Origin of the sequence: Nesterenkonia flava, from assembly GCF_031432335.1 — a bacterium.
Lineage (GTDB): Bacteria > Actinomycetota > Actinomycetes > Actinomycetales > Micrococcaceae > Nesterenkonia > Nesterenkonia flava.
Map to the genome: position 1 here is coordinate 14,855 of NZ_JAVKGT010000022.1, position 24,322 is coordinate 39,176.

A 24,322-nucleotide genomic window follows, 5' to 3' on the forward strand; every position below is an offset into this window, starting at 1 on the left:
TTCTAAGCGCCGGGGACGCAAGCACCATACGAAATACCGCTTCACGTACACCACTGACCGCCTAGACCACACGAGCAAAGGTTGCACCCGCATGAGCTCACGCCCTGCCCCCGCCTCCGTTCAGAATCCCCTGCCTAAGGCCACCGCGTGGGAGACCCTTCAGGTTCTCCGCGATGTGGAGCTGCCCATGATCGCCAAGGGCCCGATCATCCGGCGGCCTAAGGTCGTGGGCGCGGTCGAGCGCCTCGGCATTGAGGGTCGGGCGGTGAAGCGCATGCAGGCTGTCAGCGAGAAGTACGGACGTGGCCCGCTCATGCTGGCGGTGCCCGGCAAGAACATGGCCACCGTGCTGGATCCCGACGACGTGCACCGGATCATCGAAGAGACTCCCGAGCCGTTCGCCACCGCGGAGACGCTCAAGCGCCACGCGCTGAAGCACTTTCAGCCCAAAACTTCCCTCATCTCCCACGGTGAGGAACGCACGCAGCGCCGGCAACTCAATGAACAGGTCCTCGACAATGGTCACCCCATCCACCGCATGGCCGAGAAGTTCGTCCCGGTGGTCCAGGAGGAGGCTGACGAGCTGCTGCGATTAGCCGACTCCAAGGGCGGCACGCTGACCTATCCCGACTATCTGGATGCCTGGTTCCGTGTGGTGCGCCGCGTAGTCCTCGGTGACTCCTACCGTAACGACAAGCAGCTCACCGAGCTGACGGAGCGCCTCCGCGCCCGCGGCAACTTTGCGTTCCTGCGGCCGGAGGACACCGAGGGGCGCGACGAGCTCATCCGCCAGATCCGCGCTGCCCTGGAGAAGGGCGAGCCCGGGTCCATCGCCGAGTTCATGAACAACGTGCCCAAGGGCGACGACGCCGTCCCGGAGCAGCAGGTGCCCCAGTGGCTTTTCGCCTTTGACCCCGCGGGGATGGCCAGCATCCGCGGACTGGCCCTGCTGGCCTCACACCCGGACCGCATGGCGGAGGCCCGAGAGCAGATCCAGCAGGAATCTCAGGAGAAGGCTCCTCTGCTCCAGCGGCTGCGCGGTACCGTGCTGGAGTCCCTGCGCCTGTGGGCGACGACGCCCATGATCCTTCGGGAGACCACCACCGAGGTCGAGTTTGAGCACGGCGTCATGCCCCAGGGCACCACCGTGCTGATCTTCGCTCCCTTCTTCCACCGCGATGACCGCAACCTCGAGTTCGCCCACCGCTTTGCCCCCGAAATCTGGGACAAGCCCCGGACCCGTGAGGACTGGCCGCTGCTGCCGTTCTCCGGCGGAACCGGCATCTGCCCCGGCCGGCACCTGGTGCTGCTGCTGACCAGCAACTTCCTGGCCACAATCATCAGCAAACGCCAGGTAGAGCTGACCAGCCACAGCCTGGAACCGGGCAACCTCCCGAGCCTGCTGAACAACTACCGGCTGGAGTTCCAGCTGCGGCCCTGAACCCTGCGGTCACCGCCGGGGCCTGAGGGCGCGCCCTGTCCTGCAAGGCCGTAGGACCTGTTCGGTCATATGTCCAACGGGCGCGGGGACTGCTTGCGGACCGGTAATGTCGTGAGGCATGACCGAGAGCTTCCGCGTGCGCGCTGCCGACCCGGATCAGGACCTGGAGGAGCTGTGGCCACCGTTCGGCCTGCGCATCGTCTCCCCGCGCCTGATGCTACGGGTGCTCCGAGAGGCAGACTTCCCGCAGTACGTGGCGGCGGCGACCGCAGGGGTGTGCCGCACGGAGCGGAACCCCTTCTCCTACGCCTGGAATGAGAAGACCCCGGCGGGGCTGGTGCGCAACTCCTTACCGTTCATCTGGTCCACCCGAGCCAGCATCGGGCCTGAGGACTGGCACCTTCCCCTCGGTGTCTTTCTCCGCGAGGAGGGGGCCGAGGGGGGAACCCTCATCGGTATGCAGGACTGCTTTGCCCGGGACTGGACCGTCCTGCGGCGCATCAGCTCCGGAAGCTGGCTGCGCACCGATCAGCAGGGCAGGGGGTATGGGACAGAGATGCGCGCGGCCATGTTGCTCTGGGCCTTCGATTACTTCGGCGCCGAGCACGCAGAGTCGGCAGCGTACGACTGGAATGTGCCCTCACACAGGGTCTCTGAAGCCCTGGGCTATCGAGTCACCGGTACCCGGCGCGTAGTCGATGCCCACGGTGAGGAGCCTGGCGTCGAGCAGATGTTCGCACTGACCCATGAGGATTTCCTGCGTCCTGACTGGTCGGTCCAGGTCACCGGCAGCGACCGGCTGACGAGCTTCTCCTCCTACTGAAGCTCTACTGTGCCGCAGGCTGCCCGGCGTCCGGAGCCGGTGCGACGGTGAGGAGGTCTCCTGGCTGACAGTCCAGGACGTGGCACAGAGCCACAAGAGTGGAGTAGCGGATGGCTTTGGCGCGGTTGTTCTTCAGCGCGGAGAGGTTGGCGTAGGTAATGCCCACCCGTTGGGAGAGCTCGGTGAGTGTCATTCCCCGGTCCTGGAGCAGCCGGTCCAGGTGGCAGACCACCATCAGACGAGCCCTTCCAGTTCATCCTGAGCCTGTTTCCCCTGACGCAGTGTCTGGGCTATGACTGTCAGGACACCGATCAGGGCGATGCCCACCACAAAGTGGTTGCCCCAGACTCCGCTGAAGACGGGAGCCTGCGCGTCCAGGTCACGGGCCACCATATTCGCGCCCAGGTGCAGCAGCCCCAAATGTCCGATCCAGGTTGTCAGAGCTACGGGGGTGAGCCAGAAAAAGAGCTTCAGGAAGAACTCAACCAGGTGGAAGCTGAGGAATATCACCGGCAGGAGCATCCACAGATAGGTCGCGGGATGTGGTGCGGGCTTGCGGGTGAATGGAGTCTGGTGCGGCAAGGGAGCCTCCATCTCATATCGTTCTTCGATATATCGCTCTTCGATACTCTATCGATTGTCGATATAAGTCAAGAGTGGTGCGCTCTCCCTGTCCAGGGCGGGTGGCACACTGTGCTCATGCCCAGCACCACTGTCACCGTCACGCCTGAGTGGGTGCGCACCGCCGTTGTGGCCGCCCAGCACATCCCCGACCCGGCAGGCCCGGGCTCCTACCGCAGTGCCGCCGAGGTGCTGCGCGGCATCGGGCTCATTCAGCTGGACCCGTTGATGCGGGTCTCGACGGCCCAGCGCCTGACCTCGCTCACCCGACTGCCGCGCAGTCATCGGGCGGAGACGGTGGACGCCGCGCTGTGGCCTGGCAGTGTGGAGGCTCCGGCGGCGCCGGTGTCCTTTGAAGCGTTCACCAAGGTGGCGTGCGTCTTTCCACTCCAGGACTGGCCGCTGCTGCAGCTGCGCCGTGAACGGGTCCGCGAGCAGGTGGGGCAGACGCTCACGCCCGGGCTGCGCGAGCAGATTCTCGAAGTGGTGGCCTCCCAGCCCCGCGGTGTCCAGAGCGGCACCATCGAATCCGCGGTGGGAACGGGCCGCACCACCGGCTGGAACTGGTCAGAGGTGAAGAAGGCCGCCGAGCTGATGGTCCGCACGGGAGACCTCGTGATCACTGCCCGTGAGGGGGTGGCGCGCCTCTTCGACCTCCCCGAACGAGCCCTTCCCGCGCCGCTGCGGGAGGCTGAACACCTGCCGCCTGATGAGCTGCGGGCGGCTCTGGCCCGCAGGGCTGCAAGCACGCTGGCCGTGATGACCGTGGCGGACTTCGCCCATCACTACCACCTCAGCCGGGCGGACGCGGCCCTGGGTGTGGATCTCGCTGGCCTCACCCCGGTGGCCGTGGAAGGCTGGAAGGACACCGCTTATGTCCTGCCGGAGCTCCTTGAGGCGGAGTACGACGACGTCGGCATCGACGCGGTGCGTCAGGCACGGCTCATCGGACCGTTCGACCCGCTGCTGCGCGAACGGGGCCGCGCTCGCCGTATCTTCGGATTCGACTACACCTTTGAGGCCTACGTGCCGCGTGAGAAGCGCGTCTACGGACACTACGTGATGGGGGTGCTCTCGGGGACTGAGCTCATCGGGCGGGTCGATCTGCAGCGCAGCGGCGAGGTGCTGCAGGTCAATGAAGTCTGGGCGGAGGCCGATTACGCTCCACGCAGCGTGCGCGCACGCGCCAAAGCGGCCGCCTCGACCCTGGCCCGGCAGCTGGGTGTCTCCGTGCAGATGCCGGAGTGAGCGCCCGGACGATTCACCGCCGGACTAGGCTGAGTCCATGGACTTTGCCGCCACCCCGATGATGGAGAACGACTGCGTCCGGCTGGAGCCGTTGGACCATGCCCACGCGGGGGCCCTGGCCGAGGCTGTCGCCGAAGGTGAACTCTGGCGCACCTGGTACACCCGTATTCCCTCTCCCGAGGCGATGGGTGAGGAGATCCAGCGCCGCCTGGACCTCCAGGAGCAGGGACGCATGGCACCCTACGCCGTGGTGACCCCCGACTCCGGGGCCGCGGTGGGCATGACCACGTTCATGAACCTGGACCCGCAGAACCGGCGCCTGGAGATCGGTTCCACCTGGCTGGGCAGAGCCAGCCAGGGTACCCGCATCAACCCCGCCGCCAAACTGCTGATGCTTGAGCGGGCTTTCGATCAGCTGGGATGCCTCGCCGTGGAGTTCCGCACGCATTGGTTCAACCACCAGTCTCGCGCGGCGATCGCCAAACTGGGAGCCAAGCAGGACGGAGTGCTGCGGCGCCACATCATTCTGCCCAACGGCACGGTGCGCGACACCGTAGTCTTCTCCATCATCGACGCCGAGTGGCCCACCGTTCGCGTCAGCCTCGAGCACCGGCTCGGCCTGCGCGTTTGAGCGCAAAGGTCCGGCAGGAAGCGCCGTCCCCGACGGCGTCGTAGTAGTCTCAGAGGCGAGTCAACACAGACGTATACCCAGGAGGAAACGTGGCTATTGTCCGCGACGTGACCATCGAGATCCCCGCCGGATCCCGTGTGAAGTACGAGATCGATCACGAGACGCACCGTCTGCGTCTGGACCGCGTACTCTTCACCCCCATGCAGTACCCGACCCACTACGGGTACTTCGACGACACTCTTGGTGAGGACGGCGACCCGCTGGACGCCCTCGTCTACATCCCAGACGTGGACCTCATCCCCGGCGTGGTGGTCGAGGCACGCCCCATCGGCGTGCTGAACATGACTGACGACGGTGGTGGAGACGCCAAGCTCATCTGCGTCCCTGACGACAAGCGTTTTGACCACATTCAGGAGCTTGAGGACCTGGGCGAGTTCCTCAAGCAGGAGATCGAGCACTTCTTCACTCGCTACAAGGATCTTGAGCCGGGCAAGTGGGTCAAGATCGACGGCTGGGCCGGACGCGAAGAGGCTGAGGCCGAGCTGAAGCGGTCCATCGAGCGCTTCAGCGAGTAAGCAAGGGCTGACCAGGGAGGGCCTCTCCGTCACCACGACGATGGCGGGGCCCTCCCTGTGCGCTCTACTTGGGTTTGCGGGCCACCACGATGATCTCGGGGGAGTCTTCCTCCAGAGGGCTGCGGTCCCAGTCTCCCCACACGGATTCCACCTCGAACCCTGCTTCCCGCAGCGATGACTCCAGAATCTCCCAGGGGCGGTACCGCAGAGTCTCCTCTGCGGTGAGGTGCCGACCATCAGCGGTGAGGTGATGAGCGCGGCAGGTGATGAGTTCGCCGTCGTCGTCGGTGACGACCCCAGTCACCTCCAGCCACGAGGTCATCTCCCCGCCCTCGGGATGCGGGGAGGTCTCGCGGGTGTTCTCCTCACTCCAGAGCTCAAGATCCACCGCGCTGGGATTCTGCGACTCGAACGCCAGCCGACCACCCGGTACCAGGGCTCGGAAGCACTCGGTTAGGGCGTGCTGCCAGTCCGCGCGCTGAAGGAAGTACTGGGCGACGTGACCCACCATGAGCGCCGCATCCGCCGACGACGACGCCAGCTCGGCCGCCGTGCCCTGAGTCAGGCCTACGAGCGAGGAGACCTCAGCGGCGGCAACCCGCTCCCGTGCCACCTCCAGCATGGCGTCGGCCGGGTCCACGCCCTCGACCTGCACGCCGCGACGCGCCAGCTCCACGGCGAGCACCCCGGTGCCGCAGCCGACGTCGGCCACTCGCGCTGCCCCCAGCTCCCGCACCAGCTCCAGATAGAAGCCCACGTCCTCTAAGCCCTGGTTCTCGAGGTCATAGATCCGCACAAACTCCGGATCCTCGGTCCACGGACCCTGAGTCGTGCTTGCAGAAGGCTCGGAATCGGCGCCACTGGCCATGCCGGGGAAACTCATAGCGCCCAAGCCTACGCGGGCCCCTGCCGCCTGTGATGTGATGGACGCATGACTGCCGAGCAGACCACGTCCACCGAGGCCGCAGATCTGATGATCAACTGGGAGCTGGTGCGCACCACGGCCGCCACTCTCGCCGCCCCCGGTCCGCGACTGACCGCGGCGGAGGCCGCCGCCGAGGTCCAGGCGCTGCGCAGCGCGGCGGCGGAGGCCGTGGGGCATGTGCACCGCATCACCGGGATCGACGCGGCCAAAGGTCTCGGCGAGGACCTCAGCGATGTGCTGATCGTGGACCGCGCCGGCTGGTCCGCGGCCAATGCGGAGAGCTTCCGGCGCCTGCTGGCACCGGCTCTCAGTGTGGCCCTGGCCAACAAGCCTGAGCTGGGCAAGGAAGGCTCTACCGCGCAGGTCTTCGGGTCTGCGGCCGCCGGGGCTGAGCTCGGGGCCATCCTCGCCTACCTCTCCGCCAATGTGCTGGGGCAGTTTGAGCCCTTCCACCAGTCCCGCCTGATGCTCGTGGCCCCGAACGTGGTGGACATCGCCGGCCAGCTCAACGTGGAGCGGGCTGACTTCCGACTGTGGGTATGCCTGCATGAACAGACCCACCGCGTACAGTTCGCCGCTGCTCCGTGGCTGGCCGATCACCTGAAGACTAAGATCACGGAGCTCTCGGTCAGCACCATGGGACAGGCCGATTCCCTGCCCCAGAAGCTCGCCGAGGCCGCCAAACAGCTCGGTGCTGAGCTCAAAGGCAGAAAGTCCGACGGCGAGACTGCCGCCGCAGAATCGGATCAGCCCCGTCGCAATCGTCTGCTCGAGGCCCTGCAGTCTCCGGAGGACCGCGCCACCATGTCGCATCTGACTGCGGTCATGAGCCTGCTCGAAGGCCACGCCAACGTGGTGATGGACGCGGTGGACTCCTCCATTGTGCCGACGGTCAAGACCATCCGACGCCGGTTCGAGGACCGTTCCGAGCGCCGGAGCCCCCTGCAGAAGCTGATTCGACGGCTGCTGCAGCTGGATGTCAAAGCGGCCCAGTACCGCGACGGTCAGAAGTTCGTGGGGCACATTGTTGAAGCCGTTGGAATGGAGCAGTTCAACCGTATCTGGGAGGCCCCGGAGTACCTGCCCACCGAGCACGAGCTGCACCACCCCCAGGAGTGGATCGAGCGCATGGAGCTGCGGTAGTGGCCGCACCCGCAGCGCTGCACGCGGCCCGGCGTGCGGTGGGCCAAGTGCTGGACCCAGAGGGTCTGACGCTGGTGGCCTGCTCCGGCGGGGCCGATTCGCTCGCCCTGGCGGCCGCAGCGGCCTGGTGCCAGCAGCGCGAGGCGGCTGAGGCCACCGGCGCCAGGGTGGGTGCCGTCGTCGTCGACCATCACCTGCATCCTCGCAGCGTGGAGGTCTCTGGCCGCGCGGTCCAGCAGCTCAAAGGACTGGGTCTGGATCCGGTGCGGATCGTCCCGGCCTCCGTGGACCCGGATTCCCCCGACGGGCCCGAGGCCGCGGCGCGCACCGGGCGGTACCGGGCCTTCGCCCAGGCGATGAAGGACCTTGGGGCCAACCGTGTGCTGCTGGCCCATACCAAGGACGATCAGGCCGAGCAGGTGCTGCTGGGACTGGCCCGTGGTTCCGGCACACGGTCGCTGGCGGGGATTCCACCCCGGAGGGGCCCCTACCACCGTCCGCTGCTGGGGCTGAGCCGGCGGGACACCGAGGCGATCTGCGCTCACCACGGACTCACTCCGTGGGACGACCCGGCCAACCGCGATCCCCGCTTCCTGCGCTCACGCATCCGCACCCGGATCCTTCCGTTCCTCGAGGAGGAGCTGGCGCCGGGAATCCGTGATTCCCTGGTACGCACGGCTGCGGTTGCCGCCGACGATGCCGCCTATCTGGAGGACGTGGCGCAGCGGAGATTCTCAGCGCTGCTGGAGGACTCGCGTGAGGACGGTGCCCTGCAGCTGCGTCTGGACCCCCTGCGGGAAGAACCCCCCGCGATCAGGCGCCGAGTGATCGGACGCGCCGTCGTCGCCCTCGGGGCTCCGCCGCCGAGCTTCGAGCGACTCTGTGCCGCCGAGCGCCTGGTGACCGGTAGCGCCTCGGCCGGGCCCGTGCAGATGGAGGGTCACGTGAGTGTCTTCCGCGGCGCGCGAGGATCCGCAGAGTATGGGAAACTGGTCATCGTCCCCGCCACGCCGTCATTGTGAATATCAAGGAGCAGCCCAGGCCCATGGATGCCCAGGACGTCAAGAACGATCTCACCGAGGTGCTCTACACCGCCGAGGAGATCGACGCGAAGATCAAGGAACTTGCAGCCCAGATCGACCGCGACTACGCAGATAAGGACGTCCTGCTGGTGGGCGTGCTCAAGGGAGCCGTCATGGTGATGGCCGACTTGGCCCGCGCCATGCACATCCACGCCCCCATGGACTGGATGGCCGTGAGCTCTTACGGCTCCGGGACCAAGTCTTCCGGCGTCGTGCGGATCCTGAAGGACCTCGACGCCGACCTCACCGGCCGCCACGTGCTGATCGTTGAGGACATCATCGACTCCGGCCTGACGCTGTCCTGGCTGAAGGCAAACCTGGAGTCCCGCGGCCCTGCCTCGGTGGAGATCTGCACCTTGCTGCGCAAGCCCGAGGCCCAGAAGGTTGAGATCGACGTGAAGTACGTCGGCATGGACATTCCCAACAAGTTCGTGGTCGGCTACGGCCTGGACTTTGCGGAGAACTACCGCAACCTCGACTGCATCGGCATTCTCGCCCCCCACGTCTACGAGTAGAACTCCTCTGCGGCAGCGCGGGTGGGCGCCCGTGCCCTTGGTGCATACCGGCGTCCGGTCCGCGACTGAGGCGCACGTCACACCCTGATAGGATGCGGGTCAATCCGCCGTCCACCTCGGGAGAGTGTCCGTGAGTCCTGCCGCCGTCCAGCCGGTGAGCAAAGCCGCCGCCGCCTACACCTCGCTGCGGCGCAGCATCCTCACCGGCGAGCTTGCCCCTGGGCAGCGCGTGACCCTCAAGGAGCTCTCTGAGCTGCTGGGCATGAGTCTCACGCCCGTCAGGGAGGCTCTGAGCCGCCTGGTGAGCGAGGGTTACGCCGTCCACGATCCACATCACGGAACATTCATCGCCGAACAGACCGCTGAACGGATCGAACAGATCTACCGTCTCCGCGGGGTGCTGGAACCTATGGCGGTCCGGCTCGCCGCGGAGCGGATCGCAGGTCTTCCCGAGGCGGAGCTCGAGGGCGCTGCGCAGCTGCGGGATCTCCTGGACCGCAGCGCCTCTCTGACCGATCCGGTGGCGCGCACCGAGCTCAACGTGGAGCTGCACTTCGCGCTCTATCGGCTCAGCGACGATCCGCTCCTGCTCGGGTTCATCGAACAGCTCTGGGCCGGTATGCCCTATCCCTCTCAGCGCATCTACCTCGATGCGTCCCAGGGGGAGGCCTCTCGTGCCGAGCACCAGCGCGTGGTGGAGGCCGTTCTCGCCGGTGACCCCGACGCCGCCGACGATGAGATGAGTCAGCACATTGAGCGCGGACGTGAAGCCGCGCTGCGCAGATTCCACACCACCTGAGGCGAGCCTCGCCCTGCCTCTTCTGGCGCCTTGGCGTTTGACCTTTTATAAAATACAAACTACTGTAACGCGGGTCACTCACCGTGACCTGGGCAACATCGCCTGTGTCACATCCGCTGATGAAACCATGAGGAGACCCGTGAGCTCTCAGTCCGTCGAGCAGCCCCGCGCTGCTGAGAAGACCGAGCAGCCGGACGCTGCACCCCAGGCCGCCACGGCGGAGTTCGACAAGCCCGAGAGCTGGACCCGCATCATGGGCCTGCCCATCGGCTGGTTCGCTCTGCTCTTCGCCATCGTGGTGGCCACTGCCCTCCTGGGCGCTCTGCCCAACGCCATGCTCGCCGGGTTCGCCGTCGTTATCCTCATCGGCGGCTTGCTGAACTGGCTCGGGGGCCGCGTGCCGGTGCTGCGCAACTACGGGCTGCCCACGGTGCTGTGCATCTTGGCTCCTGCGATCCTGCTGCACTTCGGGCTGTTCCCGCAGTCGTTGGCGGAGAACATGGAGATCTTCACTGACGGCTCCCAGATCGGCTTCATCGACTTCTACGTGGCGAGTCTCATTGCGGGATCCATCCTCGGCATGCCGCGCGCCCTGCTGCTGAAGGCCGGCGCCCGCATCGCCGTGCCGCTGCTGGGCACCATCGCCGTGGTCTTCATCGGACTGGGCGTCGTCGGTGCAGCGCTGGGCTACGGCCTGCGTGAAGCCGTGCTCTTCGTGGCGGCCCCCATCATGGGCGGCGGCGTGGGCGCGGGCATCGTGCCGATGTCCCAGATCTATGAGTCCCAGATGGGCGGCGAGGCCTCCTCCTACGTGGCGACCCTGATCCCCGCGGTCATCATCGCCAACGTGCTCACCATCTTCTGCGCCGGTATCTTCAACGGCATCACCTACAAGGGCCAGCAGTTCTTTGTCGGCTTCAACGGCAACGGCCAGATCGTGCGCGTCGAGGGCAAGGCCGCAGACTTCAAGGCCAAGCCCAAGCCCACCGGCGGCACCTTCAACGTTCTGGCCATCGGTCTGACCACCGCTGCGGTGCTGTTCCTGGCCGGCAGTCTCATCGCCGAGTTCGTGCCGGGACTGCACGCCTACGCCTGGACCATCCTGCTGGCCGCGGCCATCAAGATCTTCGGCCTGCTCCCGGAACCCTTCGAAGACGCCGTTTCCACCTGGTTCGGCTTCGTCTCCGGCACACTCACCCCGGCGCTGCTGGTGGGCATCTCCATCACCTTCTTCGAGTTCGACGAACTCGGCGCGCTCCTCTCTGACTGGCGTTACCCCGTCCTGGTGGTCCTGGCCGTGCTGCTGGCGGTCACCGTCTCCGGCGCGCTCGGCTGGCTCGTGAAGATGTACTACGCCGAAACCTCGATCGCCGTGGGCATGGGCATGACCGATATGGGCGGCACCGGTGACGTGGCGGTGGTCTCCGCGGCCAACCGCCTCGAACTCATGCCGTTCCTGCAGGTCTCCTCCCGCATCGGCGGGGCACTCGTGCTCCTGCTGGTCAGCCTCCTCGTTCCGGTGCTGGGAGGCTAGCCCCAGCCGGTCGGCCGACCCATCCGTTCGGTGATGGATTGTGAGGCTATCTGGGGGCCTATTGGCCCCCAAATACCGCAAAAATCCAGCACCGAACGGTGAGGTGGAATCCTGCCTGGGTTCCTGAGAGCCGGGTGAGGAGTGCTCAGCCGCTCATGGTCGAGGACCAAGCGGCATGCAGCTTGGAGAAGTAGCCGCCGGCGGCGATGAGCTCCTCGGGCGCGCCGTCCTCGACCACCTCACCGGCATCGATCACCAGCACCCGATCGGCGATCGCCACCGTAGAGAGCCGATGGGCAATGATGAGCGCTGTGCGGTTCCCCAGCAGCCGCTCGAGCCCTTCCTGGACGAGCGCCTCCGAGGGAAGGTCCAGCGACGACGTCGCCTCGTCCAGTATGAGCACCGCCGGATCCGCCAGGAAAGCCCGGGCGAAGCTGATGAGCTGCCGCTGTCCCGCGGAGAGACGGCCGCCGCGCTTGTTCACGTCCGTGTCATAACCCTCAGGCAGCGCGAGGATGAACTCATGAACCCCCACCGCCTTGGCGGCGGCGACGATCTCCTGCTCCGAGGCGTCGGGGCGGCCTAGCGCAATGTTCTCCCGGATGGTGCCGGAGAACAGGAAAGCCTCCTGAGTGACCATGGCGACGTGCCGGTGATGGTCCTCGGCAGCCAGCTCGCGCAGGTCCACCCTGTCCAGAGTGACGGTTCCGGATGTGACGTCGTAGAACCGCGCCAGCAGCTTTGCCAGGGTGGTTTTGCCCGCACCGGTGCGTCCGACCACGGCCACGGTCTGCCCGGCCGGAATGTGCAGGTCCAGCTTCTTCATCACCAGCGGCCCGCCGGCCTGGTATCTGAACTCCGCTTCCCGGAACTCGATCTCGCCGCGGCACTCGGGCATACGCACCGGATTCGGCGCCTCGGTGACCTTCGGCTTCTCCTCAAGCAGACCGGAGACCTTCTCCAGGGCGGCCACGGCAGACTGCAGGGAGTTGTAGAACATCGCGATCATGTCCAGGGGCTGGAAGACGCGCTTGGTCGCCAGCACTACGGCCACCAGCACGCCTACGCCCAGATCGCCGTCGAGAACCCGGAAACCGCCCCAGAGCAGAACAGCCGTGACGCTGAGGTTGCCCACCAGCACCAGGGAGGGCTGCAGAATGCCGAACAGGCCGATGGAGCGGACCATGTCATCGCGGTAGATCTTCGCGAGCTTCCGGTACTGCCGGTCGCGGGCATGCTCGCGCCGGAAGGCCTGCACCGCACGGATGCCCGTCATGGTCTCGACGAAGTGGACAATCATGCGCGCCGAGGAGATACGGGTGCGGCGATATGCGACCTCGGAGTTCTTCTGGTACCACCGGCCCAGCAGCAGGATCGGCACTGCAGCTGCGAGCAGCACTAACCCGGAGCGCCAGTCCATCAGCCAGATGGAGAGAGTGGTGAAGAGCATGAACATCAGCCCCTGCACCAAGGAGTTGATGCCACCGTCGAGCAGCTCGCGCAAAGACTCCAGGTCAGAGGTCTGGCGGGAGATCACCTTGCCCGAGGTGTACTCCTCATGGAAGTCGAGGCTGAGCTCCTGGGTCTTGCGGAAGACTTCGTCGCGCAGGGTGAAGAGCATCTGCTGGGAGGCCTCGGCGGTCATGCGCGTGTAGAAGAAGATCATGATCCCGGCGGTCACGGCGCAGCCGATGTAGAGGGCGCCGGGAATCCACAGTCCGCTGGCCTCGCCGTCAACCACCCTGGGCAGTCCCCAGTCGATGGCAAGGGCGACGACGACGGGAGTGGCGGCCTGGCAGGCCTGAGCCAGCACCACGGCCAGGGCGGTGAGCAGCAGCTTCAGTCGCACGCCGCGCGAGGTTCGCGCCAGGAGGCGCCAGGACCGGCGCCGGATGAATTTCCGCTCCTCGCGGTTGAGGTCCACCTGCTCCTCACCGGCAGTGCCGCGCAGATGCGCAAAGGCGTCGGTGCTCGCCCGACCCTCATCGGGGGCGCTGCTCCCGCGGGCGGCCTCGTGTCCCGCCCGTTCCTGGCTAGCTGCCGTGGCGCCGGGCTGCACGTGATTGGTCCCGGAGGTCATGAGCGGCCCTCCTCGGCGGTGACGGCGTCCATCAGCTCCTCCCCGGAGGGGACAGGCGGGGTCATAATGCTGCGATAGTGCTTGCTGCGGGCCAGCAGCTCAGCGTGAGTGCCGACCTCGACGATGCGCCCCTGATGCAGCAGAGCGACCCGGTCGGCAAGAGCCACGGTCGAGGGCCGGTGGGCCACAATCAGAGTCGTGGTGCCGGCGAGCACTTCGCGCAGGCGCGCGGTCACACGCTCTTCGGTGCGCACATCCAGGGCTGAGAGCGGGTCGTCCAGCAGCAGCACGGACGGCTTGGCGGCGATGGCCCGAGCCAGCGCCAGGCGCTGCCGTTGTCCGCCGGAGAGGCTCATGCCCTCTTCGCCGATGCGGGTGTCGACCCCGTCGGGCAGGTTCTCCACGAACTCTGCGTCGGCGGCATGCAGCGCCTCAGCAAGCACAGCGTCCAAGTCGGCCTCAGCGGTGGAGGAGGGGCGCGCGGGGGCACCGGGATCGTCGTCGTCGCGCTGGTGGTTGGTGCCCAGCAGCACGTTGGCGCGCACCGAGGTGGAGAAGAGGATGGGGTCCTCGAATGCCACGGCGATGCGGGAGCGGAGGTCCGGCAGGGACATCTCGCGCACATCTACTCCGTCAAGGCGCACGCTGCCGCCAGTGACGTCGTAGAGCCGCGGAATGAGGTTCAGCAGCGTGGAGGTGCCGCCGCCGGTCCCGGAGACCAAAGCCATGGTTTCTCCGGGTTCGATGCGCAGACTGACGCCGTCTAACAGGTCCGGATCGCCGGCGCGCTGGTCGGGGAACCGGAAGTGGACGTCGTCGAGCTCCACCAGGCCCTTCTCCGGCGCGGTCACCGGATTCTCGGGGGAGGTGATGGCCGGCGGAGTGTCCATGACATCCACATGGCGGTCGATCGCGGTCTTGGCCATGAAGACCATGCCCAGCAGCATGCCGATGCCTTCAATGGGCTGCTTGAGGATGACTGCCGTGGTGAAGAACGCCCCGAGTGCACCGACCGTCAGGTCCCCCTGGGCGGTGAGGTAGAGGCCCACCAGCAGACAGACCCCCAGTGCGGTCTCCGGGATGAGGATCATCAGCATCTGGAAGCGCGCCAGGGTGTAGGCCTTGCCGACTTCGAGCCCGCGCAGCTGGGCCGCCTGCTCCACGAACCCCTTCCGGGCGTGGTCACTGCGGCCGAAGGCCTTGAGCACGCGGATGCCGTGCACCGACTCCTCCACCAGGGTTGCCACGTCACCTGCCTTGTCCTGGGAGGCGCGGGAGAAGTGGACGAACTTCTTGCGGAAGGAGGGGCCGATGATCAGCACCGGTAGCGCGGCGCACAGGAACATGAAGCCGAGCAGCCCCGAACGGCTGAACATCAGCGTGAAGCCGACGACGAGGATGACAGAGGAGGTCACGAGCATCAGCGAGCCGAAGGCGAAGAACCGCCGCAGCATATTCAGGTCCGCGATGGCGCGGGACTGCAGCTGCCCGGCGTCCCAGACCGCGTGGAAGCCGGCAGACTGGTGGATGAGGCGCCCGTAGAGGGTGGTGCGCATAGCGGTTTCGGCGTCGGAGGCCGGGGGAATGACAAAGACTCGTCTCAGCAGCACCAGCACGGCCTCGAGTACGCCGAGGCTCAGGATCACGCCGAAGGCCATCCACACGACGCTGGCACCCACATTGTCCCCGGCGAGGCGGTCCACCAGGGAGCCGAGGACCTGGGGAATGGCCAGGGCCATAGCGCCGGCTCCGATGGCGGCGAGCACGCCGAGTCCCCACCTCAGGCGCAGGCCCTCCAGATAGGGGCCGAGCCGCTTCATGGCTTGCCAGAGAGTACGACGTCGCCCCGTCTCGTACCGCGCCTGCCCCTCAGTTCGTTGCATATCGCAACTAACTCTACTCCTCGGTGTGGCCGGGAACCAGGGCCTTTCCGGAACCGCCGGGCGCCGGTGTGCGCGAATCGCGGCACCGACACTGCGATCAGCGGGGGACCAGAGTGAGAAGGGTCGCTTCCGGGGGGCAGTTGAATCGGATGGGGGCCTTCGCCGAGGTGCCGATGCCGGCGGAGACATGGAAGGGAACGGGTGTGCCGTCAACGGCGGTGCGGTAGTGCAGTCCCTTCACCTGGGAGGTCGGCAGGTCACAGTTGGTGACCAGAGCGCGCTCACCGGGCAGGCAGACTTGACCTCCGTGGGTGTGCCCGGCCAGAACGAGGTCTGCGCCGGCGTCGGCGAAACTCTGCAGCACCCGCTGCAGGGGCGCATGGGCCACGCCGATACGCAGATCTGTGGTGCCGGAGGGCCAGCCGGTGAACTCGTCGCGGTCGATGTGGGGATCATCAACCCCGGAGAGACCTACGCGCAGGCCGCCGACCTCGGTGCTCGCGTGAGTATTGGCCAGGTTGATCCACCCTGAGGACTCGAAGCCTGAGAACAGCTGCGAGGTGGGGAGGGACTCCGCCTCGGGGTGCAGGCGGGAGGGTCCCTTGAAGTAGCGCAGCGGGTTCTTGAACCGGGGCGCGTAGTAGTCGTTGGAGCCCGGCACAAAAGCTCCTGGGAACGCGCGCAGGGGCTCCAGGGCTTCTAGAACCTCCGGTACGGCGCGGCGGTGGGAGAGGTTGTCGCCGGTGTTGATCACGAGGTCGGGTTCAAGACCCGCCAGGCTCTGCAGCCACGCCAACTTCTTCCGCTGCCCCGGCACATAGTGAATATCGGAGATGTGCAGAAGTCGCAGAGTCCCGCGGTGGTCGGCCGGCAGTACCGGGACGTCTAGCTGGCGCAGGGTGAAGCGGTTCAGGCCTACGGTGCCGGCGTAGAGGCCGATGCCGAGTCCGGCTGCCGCGGACCCGGCTGCTGCCAGGCCCGCGGCGTGTAGCGGATTAATCGTCGTCGTCCGAATCGTCATCGTCGTCGCTGTTGTTGTTGCCTCCGCCGCCGGTGGGGTTGTTGTAGCGGAAGCCGCGACGATCATCGAAGGGGGAGTTCGGCGAGCTGCGGAAGTCACCGGTGGGATAATCCGCGGCGGCGTCGTTCATGTACCGGTACCACATGGGGGCGGCAATGGTGGAGCCGTAGACCCAGTCGTCCCGGTGCTGACCCGAAATGGTCATGCCGCGCAGCGACTCGAGGTCTCGCCAGTTGCCCACATGGGCAACTGTGGCCATGCCCTCGGTGGAACCGGCGAACCAGGTGTTGGAGCCCTCGTTCGAGGTACCCGTCTTGCCCGCCATCGGGAAGGGCGGGTTGCCGGCGTTGAAGGGCACTCCTGCCGTGTTGGACGGGTACTCGGCGATGTTGATCATGGTGTCGTTGACCTGGGCCGCCACATCGGGGTCCAGTGCGTCTTCGCAGTCCCGTTCAGGCACGGGGTAGCTGGTGCCGTGACCGTCGGTGATCTCCACCAGCGCGCGCTCCTGGCAGACCACGCCGTCGGCGGCGAAGGCTGCGTAGGCCCGGGCCAGGGCCATCGGCGAGAGGGTGGCGGCGCCGAGGACGAAGGAGGGGGTGTCGGCACGCAGGGCCTGCATTTCTCCTTCGGCGGGGTTGTACTCGGTGATGCCCAGGCGGTTGGTGACATCGGTGATGGCGCAGAGATCCATCTCGTGGGCAGTGGCCACGGTCGCGGTGTTCACCGAGTAGTAGAGGCCGTAGTCGATGGTCATGCGCTGGAGGAAGTTCTCACCCACGTTAGTGAGTTCCCAGGTGTCATCGTTGGAGTCCGGAGGGGGAAGCAGGGTGATTTCGCCTCCCGGCATGCAGCTGGCCTCCCATGTCTCGCCGTACTCATACTCGTCGACGGAGGCGTCGACGACGTCGTCCATGGAGCCACCCTCTTCGATCCAGGCAGCGGCGACGAACGGCTTCAGAGTTGAACCGACGGGGAAGCCTCCGGACTCGCCCCAGGCGTAGTCCACGTTGAAGTTCATGGTGGTGCGGCGGGGGTCATCGGCGTCGTCAGGGTCGTACTGGGTCGACTGCGCCATGGACAGGATGTCGCCGGTGCCAGGCTCGAGGGAGGTCAGAGTGGCGACCACCTTCGGGTCATCTTCCTCCACGACGGTCTCGTAGACAGCCTCCTCGGCCTCAGCCTGGGCGTCGGGGTCCAGTGTGGTGACGATGTTCAGACCGCCGCGCAGCAGCAGCCGCTCGCGGTCCTCTTCCGTCTCGCCGAAGGTGTCGTCAGCCAGGATCTGGCGGACCACGTAGTCGCAGAAGTAGGGAGCCAGGTCGGCGCCGATGCAGCCGGAGGGCTCGTGGTTGGGCTCGACGCCCAGATCGGAGGCGACTGCCTCGTCGTACTCCTCCTGTGTGATGAAACCGTTGCTGAGCATCGTGCCCAGGACCACGTCACGACGGGCTTTGGAGGCCTCCGGGTTGTGCTCGGGGTTGTAGGCGTTGGGGGACTGGACCATTCCGGCAAGCACTGCAGCCTGCTGGATGTTCAGCTCGCTGGCGGGAATGCCCCAGTAGTACTGGGCCGCGGCTTCGACACCGTAGTTGCGTCCGCCCAGGAGCACAATGTTGAGGTATCCCTCGAGGATCTCCTCCTTGGTCATCTCCTGCTCCAGGGAGACCGCGAGCTTCATTTCGCGCAGCTTATCGCCGTAGGTCTTGTTGCCCGAGATGGTCAGGCGTTCCTCGCCGCGGAGGTAGTCCGCGTTGATCAGCACGTTGTTCACGTACTGCTGGGTGATGGTGGAGGCGCCCTGCTGGGTGGGGCTGGTGATGTTGTGCACCAGGGCGCGGCCCAGGCCGCGGGCGTCCACGCCACCGTGCTCGTAGAAGCGCTCATCCTCGATGGAGACGATGGCGTCCTTCATTGCCTGGGAGATCTGGTCGTACTCCACAGGCTGACGGTTCTCGTCGTAGAACGTGGCAATCTCGGTTTCGCCGTCGCTCGCGTAGATGGTCGAGGGTACCGAGAGGGGCTCTTCGCGCAGCTCTGCGGGCAGGTCCTCAAGAAGGTCGCTGCCGGCCGAGGCCGCGGCACCGCCGGTGGCTGCAAGGGGGAAGATGAGCCCCGCTGCGAGAATGCCGCACAGTGCGCTCACGCCCAGGAAGGACATGATCTTGCCCACCGTGGTGGCAGTGTCAAAGAGGGGGGATTTACCAGACGCCATAGCTTCCATGGTAAAGCGAGCGTCAAATACTGTATGGAGCTCTCTTCAAGCTCAGGTCCAGGAAGCGGCGGCTCCCTCAGGGCTTGCGTTAGTCTGACCGTATGGCCGAACTGACTCAGTGGGAATACGCCACGATTCCGCTCATCATTCACAACACTAAGGGCATCCTCGACCAGTGGGGCGAGGACGGCTGGGAGCTGGTGACCGTGCTCCCCGGTCCCGACGGGAACGCCCCCGTGGCGTACCTGAAGCGCCCCAAGCACTAGTCACGTCGGACGAGGAGCTAATACGCAGCATGTCAGCGGTTGAGAAGCGTCTGGCCGAGCTCGGCCTGACGGTGCCCGAGGTGGTCCCCCCGGTGGCGGCCTACCAGCCCGCCGTCGTCGTCGACGGAGTGGTCTACGTCTCCGGGCAGCTGCCCCTGGTCGACGGCAAACTGCCCCTGACCGGCAAGGTAGGGGCTGAGGTCACCCCGGAGCAGGCTTACGACCTGGCCCGAACCTGCGGACTGAACCTCATCGCCGCGCTCAAGCACGCCGTCGGTGATCTGGACCGCATCGCCCGCATCGCCAAGGTCGGGGGCTTCGTCGCCTCCACACCGGACTTCACCGGACAACCCGGCGTTATCAACGGCGCTTCCGAACTGCTGGGGCAGGCCTTCGGGGATGCTGGCCAGCACGCTCGCAGCGCGGTCGGCGTGCCGGTGCTGCCCCTGGACACTCCCGTGGAAGTCGACCTGATCGCTCATGTCGCATAACCGGGCCGGCGGGAAGTTTGTCCCCGTCATCGTCGGTACCGACCTGAACGCCTACCACATGGCGGCCTCCTTCCATGAGGCCTACGGCGTCAAGCCTCACGTTGTGGGCAAGGTGCGGATGGGATTCACCCACTACAGCACCATCATCGAGTCGGTCACCCTGGTGGAGAACCTTGACGACGCAGGGATCTTCGTCGATGCGCTGTTGGACTACGCCGCGCAGTTCGACGCCGAGACCCCCTTGGTGCTGGTGGGTACCAATGACCACTATGTGCGGCTGATCATTGAGCACGGCGAGGCGCTTAAATCCCGCTACCTCTTCAACTACCCGAGTGAAGACCTGCTGAACACCCTGCAGGTCAAAGAGGCCTTCTACCCGCTGGCCGCCCAGCACGGCCTCGACATTGCGGAGACCCATATCCACCGGGTGGGGGAGCCTGTGGACCTGGAGATTTCCCGGTACCCGGTCATCATCAAACCCAGCAACGGGGTGGAGTATTACCGCAACAAGTTCGAGGGCCAGGAGAAGGTCTACCGGGTCTACTCGATGGCCGAGGTCCGCGAGGTAGTGGAGCGCATTGAGGCCAGCGGCTACCGTGACACCCTGATCATCCAGGACTTCATCCCCGGAGACGACACCTATATCTGGGACTCAGTGCTTTACCTCAACACCGAGGGGCGAGCCGAATTCGTCAACTTCGGCCAAGTGGTGCTCCAGGAGCACGAGGCCAGTGCCATCGGCAATTACACGGCGATCATCTCGCGGTTCAATCGTGAGGTGATGGGTCAGCTGAAGGACTTCCTGGAGGCGATCGGCTACACCGGTATCGCCAACTTTGATCTGAAGTATGACTCCCGTGACGGGGTCTTCAAGGTGCTCGAGGTCAACGTCCGGCAGGGACGCTCCAGCTATTACGCCACGCAGCAGGGCCACAATCTGGCCGGATACCTCGTGGAAGATCTGGTGTGCGGCAACCGCGGCACCGACTGCGTCTTCGTGGACAAGGACGTACTCTTCAGCGTGGTGCCCAAGTACATCCTGCGCGAGTACGTCACCGAACCCACCGTGAAGCAGGACGTGACGCGGTTCATCAGGGAGAAGAAGTTCGGCAACCCCCTGCACTATGCCGGTGACAGATCTCTGCTGCGTAAGGCATGGCTGGCAGTCCGGGCCGCCCGGTACCGCAAGAAGTACGCCAATGCCACGTGGCGAGACAAGCTCACCGACTGATCGGTTGCTAGAAGGTCGCGGTGGTCAGCCTCCCAGGGCGGCGGGCAGCATGCTGATCACCACCGGCAGTACTCCCAGCAGAATGAATGCCGGCAGGAAGCACGCCCCCAGGGGCAGCATCATCTTCACGCCCAGCTCCGCGGCCGCCCGCTCGGCCGCGTGACGGCGCTCGGCGCGCGCCTGAGATGCAGCGGCCTGCAGCATCTCGGCGCTGGGCGCCCCCGTCTCATAGGCGAAGGACAGGTGGTGGCAGAAGGTGCGCAGCTCGGCACGCTCCTGCACCATAGCGGTGGCGCGCTTCCAGGAGGCCCCGCTCGCGAGCGCCTGGTGGGCTGCACCTAGCGGCCCGGCACCGGGGACCGAGCGTGAGAGCCGGTCGAGCGCGGCTTCGATGCCGACTCCTGCGTTGAGAAGAGCCGCTGTGAGGTCCAGGAGGGTGGCTGCATCCGCACGGGAGGACTCGTCCTCATCCGCGTGCGACGCGCTACCCCGTGTGACGCCGTTTCGCCTCCGAGTCGGCAGGACCTGACCTACCGGCGCGGGTAGCAGGAGCAGGGCCAAGGCGGTGCTGAAGAGGCCCGCGGTCCCGACGGCGGCGATCGTCGCGAAGCTCACAAGGACGCCTCGACGCGCTGAATCATCCGCCTGCTCCAGAGGCGACCCAGCAGCAGGACAAGGACCCCGGTGATCAGGCACAGCAGTCCGAATCCGCCCTCCAGCAGCGCCTTCACGGGTGCGGCGCCCATCAGCTGCCCCAGGATGATGCCCCCTACCGGGAGCAGGCTCAGGATCAGCTGAGTCACCTTCGGCCCAGCGCAGGCCGTCCGGACTGCCGCGTCCAGGGAGTCCGCCTCATCTGCGGAGGCGGCCATCTGCTGAAGCAGCTGGGACATGGGCGCGCCCGTCTGCTCTGACAGGGCAACTGCGGCCCGGAGACGGTCCAGCAGAGACCTGACCTCGCGCCCGGTGCGGTGGTTCAGCGCGCCTGCTCGCCGCGCAGGGCCTGCAAGAAGGTGGTTACCGGCCCGACGCAGTCCTTCCGCGGTGCCCAGTCCTGTGCGTTCTGCAGTGACTGCGTGAGCGCAGATCCGCGCCAGTGGGTGCTCGGCGTCGGCCTCGGTCCAGTGCTGATGAAGATCGGCCCAGGCCTGAGCCTCCGACCTTCCGGACTGCAGCAGAGCCGAGAGCTGACGGAGCAGGGTCGCCGACTGTAACCGCAGCTGGGCGGCATCTGGTCCTCGCCGCCGCCTCAGCAGCACCTGGAGCCCACGGGTCGAGCTTCGGGACTTGGGATGGGCAGGTGCCGTCCCGGTGCGTTCCGGGGTCACGGCCAGGATGACGGCTGCGCTGAGTGCCGAGGCTACGGCGACGGCTGTGAGGAGCTGGCTCATGCGTGGAAGGCCTCCCATCCCGGCCCTCGGGAAGTCCCTCGGTGGGTGGAGATGAGTACCGGGGCCATCTGGAGCCGTCCTTCGGCGTAGTGCACCGTGGACAGCTCCACGGGCATGCGGCGTCCCGCTCGCCGTTCGACATGGATGACTGCGTGCAGCGCGGCGGCCACCTGCAGCCCCACTGTCTCAGGCGCCATGCCTGCCAGTGCTCCCATGGCGACCAGGCGCGCGGGGACCGCGGAGGGCGAGTTGGCGTGCACCGTGCCTCCGGCGCCCTGGTGGCCGGTGTTCATGGCGGTGAGGAAGTCGCGAAGCTCGCCGCCTCGGCACTCTCCCACAATCAGCCGGTCCGGGCGCATTCGCAGGGACTCCCTGACCAGCTCGCCCAGTTCTACACGGCCAGCACCCTCAACGTTGCCCTGACGGCCCTGCAGATGCACCACGTGCGGATGCGAGGGCATGAGCTCAGTGGTGTCCTCCACGATCAGGATTCGTTCATTGGGCCCGGCCTCTGCCAGCATCGCCGCGAGCAGAGAGGTCTTTCCGGAGCCGGTGGCTCCCGAGACCAGGCAGTTTTTGCGCGTGCGGATCAGGTGTCGGATGACGGCTAACCACTGCTCCGCGTCCCGCCACTGCTGGGAGAGCTCCGACAGCGAGGCGGTGGAGCCACGAGCTACTCGCACAGAGATGAAGGTGCCCTCAACGGCCACCGGAGGGATGACCGCGTGCACGCGGAAGTCTCCGATCCGTCCGTCTGCACACGGATGTCCTTCGTCCAGGCGCCCGCCGGCCACCGAGATCAGGCGACGAGCCAAGGCTCGGGCCTGTTCCTCGCCCTGCAGGCGGGTGCCCGTCGGCTGCAGGCCTTCCTCCCCGTCAGTCCAGACCTCCCCTTTCCCGTCGAGCACCACATCCGTGACGCCGGGCTGCTCAACGAACTGCTGCAGCGGACCCAGCCCCACCAGCTCATGCCGAAGCGCCCGGGCCACCTGCTGAGCGGTTCCAGATCCCAAGGCCAGCCCCGACGTTCGCACAGCGTCAGCGATGCGGGCGGGGGTCACGACGTCCCCGGAGGAGCTCAGCTGCTCCCGCAGCGAGGTCAGCTGGGCCTCATGCACCGGCGCTCACCCCCGCCTCCATAAGAAGCCCCGCGATGAGGCGCTCGCCCCGGTGGGAGCGCAGCAGCTCATAGGCGGAGCGCAGCTCATCGTCCCGTGCCAACCACCGTTGTTCGGGGAGATCCGCGGCCAGCTGCAGTCCGGCCGCCGTGGCCGTCTCTGCAGCCGAGTGCCCTGGCGCCCATCGTCTGTTGACCACCAGTGACTGTGGCAGCCCAGGGCACCGCCGTGCCACCTGTCGTGCGGACTCTGCGCCCCGGGCCGAGGCGCGTGTGACGAGCAGAAGGTGGTCTAGCAGGTCCTTCAGCGGTGGGAGTGCCTCAGCCCGAACCCCTACGTCCAGCACCACCACGTCGAATGCACGGCGGCCCGCCTCGAGGGCGCGAGCTGTGAGTGCGGGTTCTGGAAGGGCCACTGGTAGGGCTGACGCGGAGGAATCAAACTCTTCGGTCTGGGATGAGGCGTCTGGGCACAGCAGATGAATGCCGTCCACGCAGGGCACGGCCTCGTAGAGGTGCGCCGGAGAAATCTCCCCCTCCGTGCTGCTCAACTGACGCCAGTCCAGCACGCCGCCCTCGGCCTCATGAGCCGCCCTGGCTTCTGCGAGCAGGCTCTGCACTCCGCTTCCGGTCCCGGATGTGCCGTCCATCAGGAGCACCCGCAGCCCTCGGGCCGCTGCCTCGGCGCCCAGGAGGTAAGAGATCGTGGTGGCGCCGATGCCCCCGCAGCTTCCGGCCACCGCGACGATGCGCCCCGATCCACGCGCCAACACCACTGTGCTGAGATGTTCGCCCAGCCACGCCTCGCCTTCCGGCAACGGTACCGGTCGAAGTTGGGCGGAGGTGGCCGCGGCCTGCCACAGTAAGGCGGTTTCGCGTCCCACCAGCAGGACTTCGCGGCCGGGCTCCACAACTGGTGCATCGGGCAGCGGCAGAGCCTCAGGGGTGCATATCACCGCGGCACACCCGCCCCGAGGTGCGGGGTCGTGCTGGTCGGCGGTTCGACGGCGTCGTGCCTCGGACCATGTGCGGTGGTGCTCCAATCGTGCCCCGACTACTGCGGTGAGCAGTGCGAGGTCCTCCACTACCGCGGAGTCCTCGCTAACCAGCAGGACAGCCGGCTCCGCAGTCTCGGCGTTAAGGTAGGCGCGGTTCTCAGACCAGGAGGGGCTCATGGCTCCAGCATCGTTCCGGCCCGAGGCCCCAGCAGCTGATCCCAGCTCAGCTGGGGAGACCAGGGGGCGTCGTCGCAGGCCCGTATGGGGTGGGGAAAACACCCCGGGAAAGTAT

Annotated in this window: 24 protein-coding genes; 13 read left to right on the forward strand and 11 right to left on the reverse strand. The window is 66.5% G+C overall.

What is annotated here, in order from left to right:
* Positions 1-91 precede the first annotated feature (91 nt).
* Both RH857_RS09105 and RH857_RS09110 read left to right on the forward strand, forming a co-directional pair.
* Positions 92-1,441, forward strand: coding sequence for a cytochrome P450 (locus tag RH857_RS09105; RefSeq protein WP_310537665.1), 1,350 nt, complete (start codon positions 92-94; stop codon positions 1,439-1,441).
* Between the two features lie 118 nt (positions 1,442-1,559).
* A complete protein-coding gene (locus RH857_RS09110) occupies positions 1,560-2,264 on the forward strand; it encodes a GNAT family N-acetyltransferase (protein ID WP_310537666.1) in 705 nt (234 codons plus the stop codon).
* Positions 2,265-2,268: 4 nt separating this feature from the next.
* Here RH857_RS09110 and RH857_RS09115 read toward each other — a convergent pair whose 3' ends face one another.
* Together RH857_RS09115 and RH857_RS09120 are read right to left on the reverse strand one after the other, a co-directional pair.
* Entirely contained in the window at positions 2,269-2,499 is a 231-nt protein-coding gene (locus tag RH857_RS09115) for a helix-turn-helix domain-containing protein (RefSeq protein ID WP_310537667.1), read from the reverse strand.
* A complete protein-coding gene (locus tag RH857_RS09120; protein WP_310537668.1) occupies positions 2,499-2,846 on the reverse strand; it encodes a hypothetical protein in 348 nt (115 codons plus the stop codon). Before RH857_RS09120 ends, RH857_RS09115 begins: the two co-directional genes overlap by 1 nt.
* A 117-nt stretch (positions 2,847-2,963) precedes the next feature.
* On the opposite strand from RH857_RS09120, the gene RH857_RS09125 reads away from it, so the two are divergent.
* The 3 genes from RH857_RS09125 (at position 2,964) to ppa (ending at position 5,339) form a co-directional block, all read left to right on the forward strand.
* Positions 2,964-4,133, forward strand: coding sequence for a DNA glycosylase AlkZ-like family protein (locus tag RH857_RS09125; protein ID WP_310537669.1), 1,170 nt, complete (start codon positions 2,964-2,966; stop codon positions 4,131-4,133).
* 37 nt (positions 4,134-4,170) lie between these two features.
* On the forward strand, positions 4,171-4,764 hold the full coding sequence (locus tag RH857_RS09130) for a GNAT family N-acetyltransferase (protein ID WP_310537670.1): 594 nt from the start codon (positions 4,171-4,173) through the stop codon (positions 4,762-4,764).
* Positions 4,765-4,859: 95 nt separating this feature from the next.
* On the forward strand, positions 4,860-5,339 hold the full coding sequence (gene ppa, locus RH857_RS09135) for an inorganic diphosphatase (protein WP_310537701.1): 480 nt from the start codon (positions 4,860-4,862) through the stop codon (positions 5,337-5,339).
* A gap of 64 nt (positions 5,340-5,403) precedes the next feature.
* Here ppa and RH857_RS09140 read toward each other — a convergent pair whose 3' ends face one another.
* Positions 5,404-6,222 (reverse strand): class I SAM-dependent methyltransferase, encoded by an 819-nt coding sequence (locus RH857_RS09140; protein ID WP_310537671.1) that lies wholly within the window; start codon positions 6,220-6,222, stop codon positions 5,404-5,406.
* Positions 6,223-6,270: 48 nt separating this feature from the next.
* On the opposite strand from RH857_RS09140, the gene RH857_RS09145 reads away from it, so the two are divergent.
* The 5 genes from RH857_RS09145 to RH857_RS09165 all read left to right on the forward strand — a co-directional run bounded on the left by RH857_RS09145 (position 6,271) and on the right by RH857_RS09165 (position 11,337).
* A complete protein-coding gene (locus RH857_RS09145; protein ID WP_310537672.1) occupies positions 6,271-7,407 on the forward strand; it encodes an Rv3626c family coenzyme F420 biosynthesis-associated protein in 1,137 nt (378 codons plus the stop codon).
* Positions 7,407-8,429, forward strand: a complete 1,023-nt coding sequence (gene tilS / locus RH857_RS09150) for a tRNA lysidine(34) synthetase TilS (protein WP_310537673.1) — start codon at positions 7,407-7,409, stop codon at positions 8,427-8,429. Before RH857_RS09145 ends, tilS begins: the two co-directional genes overlap by 1 nt.
* A gap of 23 nt (positions 8,430-8,452) precedes the next feature.
* Entirely contained in the window at positions 8,453-9,004 is a 552-nt protein-coding gene (gene hpt, locus RH857_RS09155; RefSeq protein WP_310537674.1) for a hypoxanthine phosphoribosyltransferase, read from the forward strand.
* Positions 9,005-9,134: 130 nt separating this feature from the next.
* Positions 9,135-9,803 (forward strand): GntR family transcriptional regulator, encoded by a 669-nt coding sequence (locus tag RH857_RS09160; protein WP_310537675.1) that lies wholly within the window; start codon positions 9,135-9,137, stop codon positions 9,801-9,803.
* A gap of 139 nt (positions 9,804-9,942) precedes the next feature.
* Positions 9,943-11,337 carry a 2-hydroxycarboxylate transporter family protein gene (locus RH857_RS09165; RefSeq protein ID WP_310537676.1) on the forward strand — a complete coding sequence of 465 codons (1,395 nt, stop codon included), beginning with the start codon at positions 9,943-9,945 and terminating at the stop codon, positions 11,335-11,337.
* A gap of 145 nt (positions 11,338-11,482) precedes the next feature.
* Here RH857_RS09165 and RH857_RS09170 read toward each other — a convergent pair whose 3' ends face one another.
* The 4 genes from RH857_RS09170 to RH857_RS09185 form a co-directional block, all read right to left on the reverse strand.
* A complete protein-coding gene (locus RH857_RS09170; protein ID WP_310537677.1) occupies positions 11,483-13,417 on the reverse strand; it encodes an ABC transporter ATP-binding protein in 1,935 nt (644 codons plus the stop codon).
* Positions 13,414-15,300, reverse strand: a complete 1,887-nt coding sequence (locus RH857_RS09175; protein WP_310537678.1) for an ABC transporter ATP-binding protein — start codon at positions 15,298-15,300, stop codon at positions 13,414-13,416. Before RH857_RS09175 ends, RH857_RS09170 begins: the two co-directional genes overlap by 4 nt.
* A gap of 97 nt (positions 15,301-15,397) precedes the next feature.
* The gene (locus RH857_RS09180; RefSeq protein WP_310537679.1) at positions 15,398-16,321 is read right to left on the reverse strand and encodes a metallophosphoesterase; all 924 of its coding nucleotides are present in this window, start codon (positions 16,319-16,321) and stop codon (positions 15,398-15,400) included.
* Entirely contained in the window at positions 16,296-18,536 is a 2,241-nt protein-coding gene (locus RH857_RS09185) for a transglycosylase domain-containing protein (RefSeq protein ID WP_310537680.1), read from the reverse strand. The genes RH857_RS09180 and RH857_RS09185 overlap by 26 nt, the downstream gene beginning before the upstream one ends.
* A 101-nt stretch (positions 18,537-18,637) precedes the next feature.
* On the opposite strand from RH857_RS09185, the gene sp36 reads away from it, so the two are divergent.
* Genes sp36 through RH857_RS09200 form a run of 3 tightly spaced genes read left to right on the forward strand, consistent with a single transcriptional unit; the run spans position 18,638 to position 20,524 of the window.
* Complete coding sequence (gene sp36, locus RH857_RS09190; RefSeq protein ID WP_310537681.1) at positions 18,638-18,802, forward strand: Sp36 family protein; 165 nt, start codon at positions 18,638-18,640, stop codon at positions 18,800-18,802.
* A 29-nt stretch (positions 18,803-18,831) separates the two neighbouring features.
* Positions 18,832-19,293, forward strand: a complete 462-nt coding sequence (locus tag RH857_RS09195; protein ID WP_310537682.1) for a RidA family protein — start codon at positions 18,832-18,834, stop codon at positions 19,291-19,293.
* Positions 19,283-20,524: a carboxylate--amine ligase gene (locus tag RH857_RS09200; protein WP_310537683.1), complete on the forward strand. Its 1,242-nt coding sequence runs from the start codon at positions 19,283-19,285 to the stop codon at positions 20,522-20,524. Before RH857_RS09195 ends, RH857_RS09200 begins: the two co-directional genes overlap by 11 nt.
* 24 nt (positions 20,525-20,548) lie before the next feature.
* Here RH857_RS09200 and RH857_RS09205 read toward each other — a convergent pair whose 3' ends face one another.
* From RH857_RS09205 to RH857_RS09220, 4 genes are read right to left on the reverse strand one after another with little or no spacing between them, the layout of a single operon-like run.
* On the reverse strand, positions 20,549-21,139 hold the full coding sequence (locus RH857_RS09205) for a type II secretion system F family protein (protein WP_310537684.1): 591 nt from the start codon (positions 21,137-21,139) through the stop codon (positions 20,549-20,551).
* On the reverse strand, positions 21,136-21,915 hold the full coding sequence (locus RH857_RS09210) for a type II secretion system F family protein (protein ID WP_310537685.1): 780 nt from the start codon (positions 21,913-21,915) through the stop codon (positions 21,136-21,138). Before RH857_RS09210 ends, RH857_RS09205 begins: the two co-directional genes overlap by 4 nt.
* On the reverse strand, positions 21,912-23,033 hold the full coding sequence (locus RH857_RS09215) for a TadA family conjugal transfer-associated ATPase (protein WP_310537686.1): 1,122 nt from the start codon (positions 23,031-23,033) through the stop codon (positions 21,912-21,914). Before RH857_RS09215 ends, RH857_RS09210 begins: the two co-directional genes overlap by 4 nt.
* A complete protein-coding gene (locus tag RH857_RS09220; RefSeq protein ID WP_310537687.1) occupies positions 23,026-24,309 on the reverse strand; it encodes a CpaE-like family protein in 1,284 nt (427 codons plus the stop codon). Before RH857_RS09220 ends, RH857_RS09215 begins: the two co-directional genes overlap by 8 nt.
* Between the last annotated feature and the right edge of the window lie 13 nt (positions 24,310-24,322).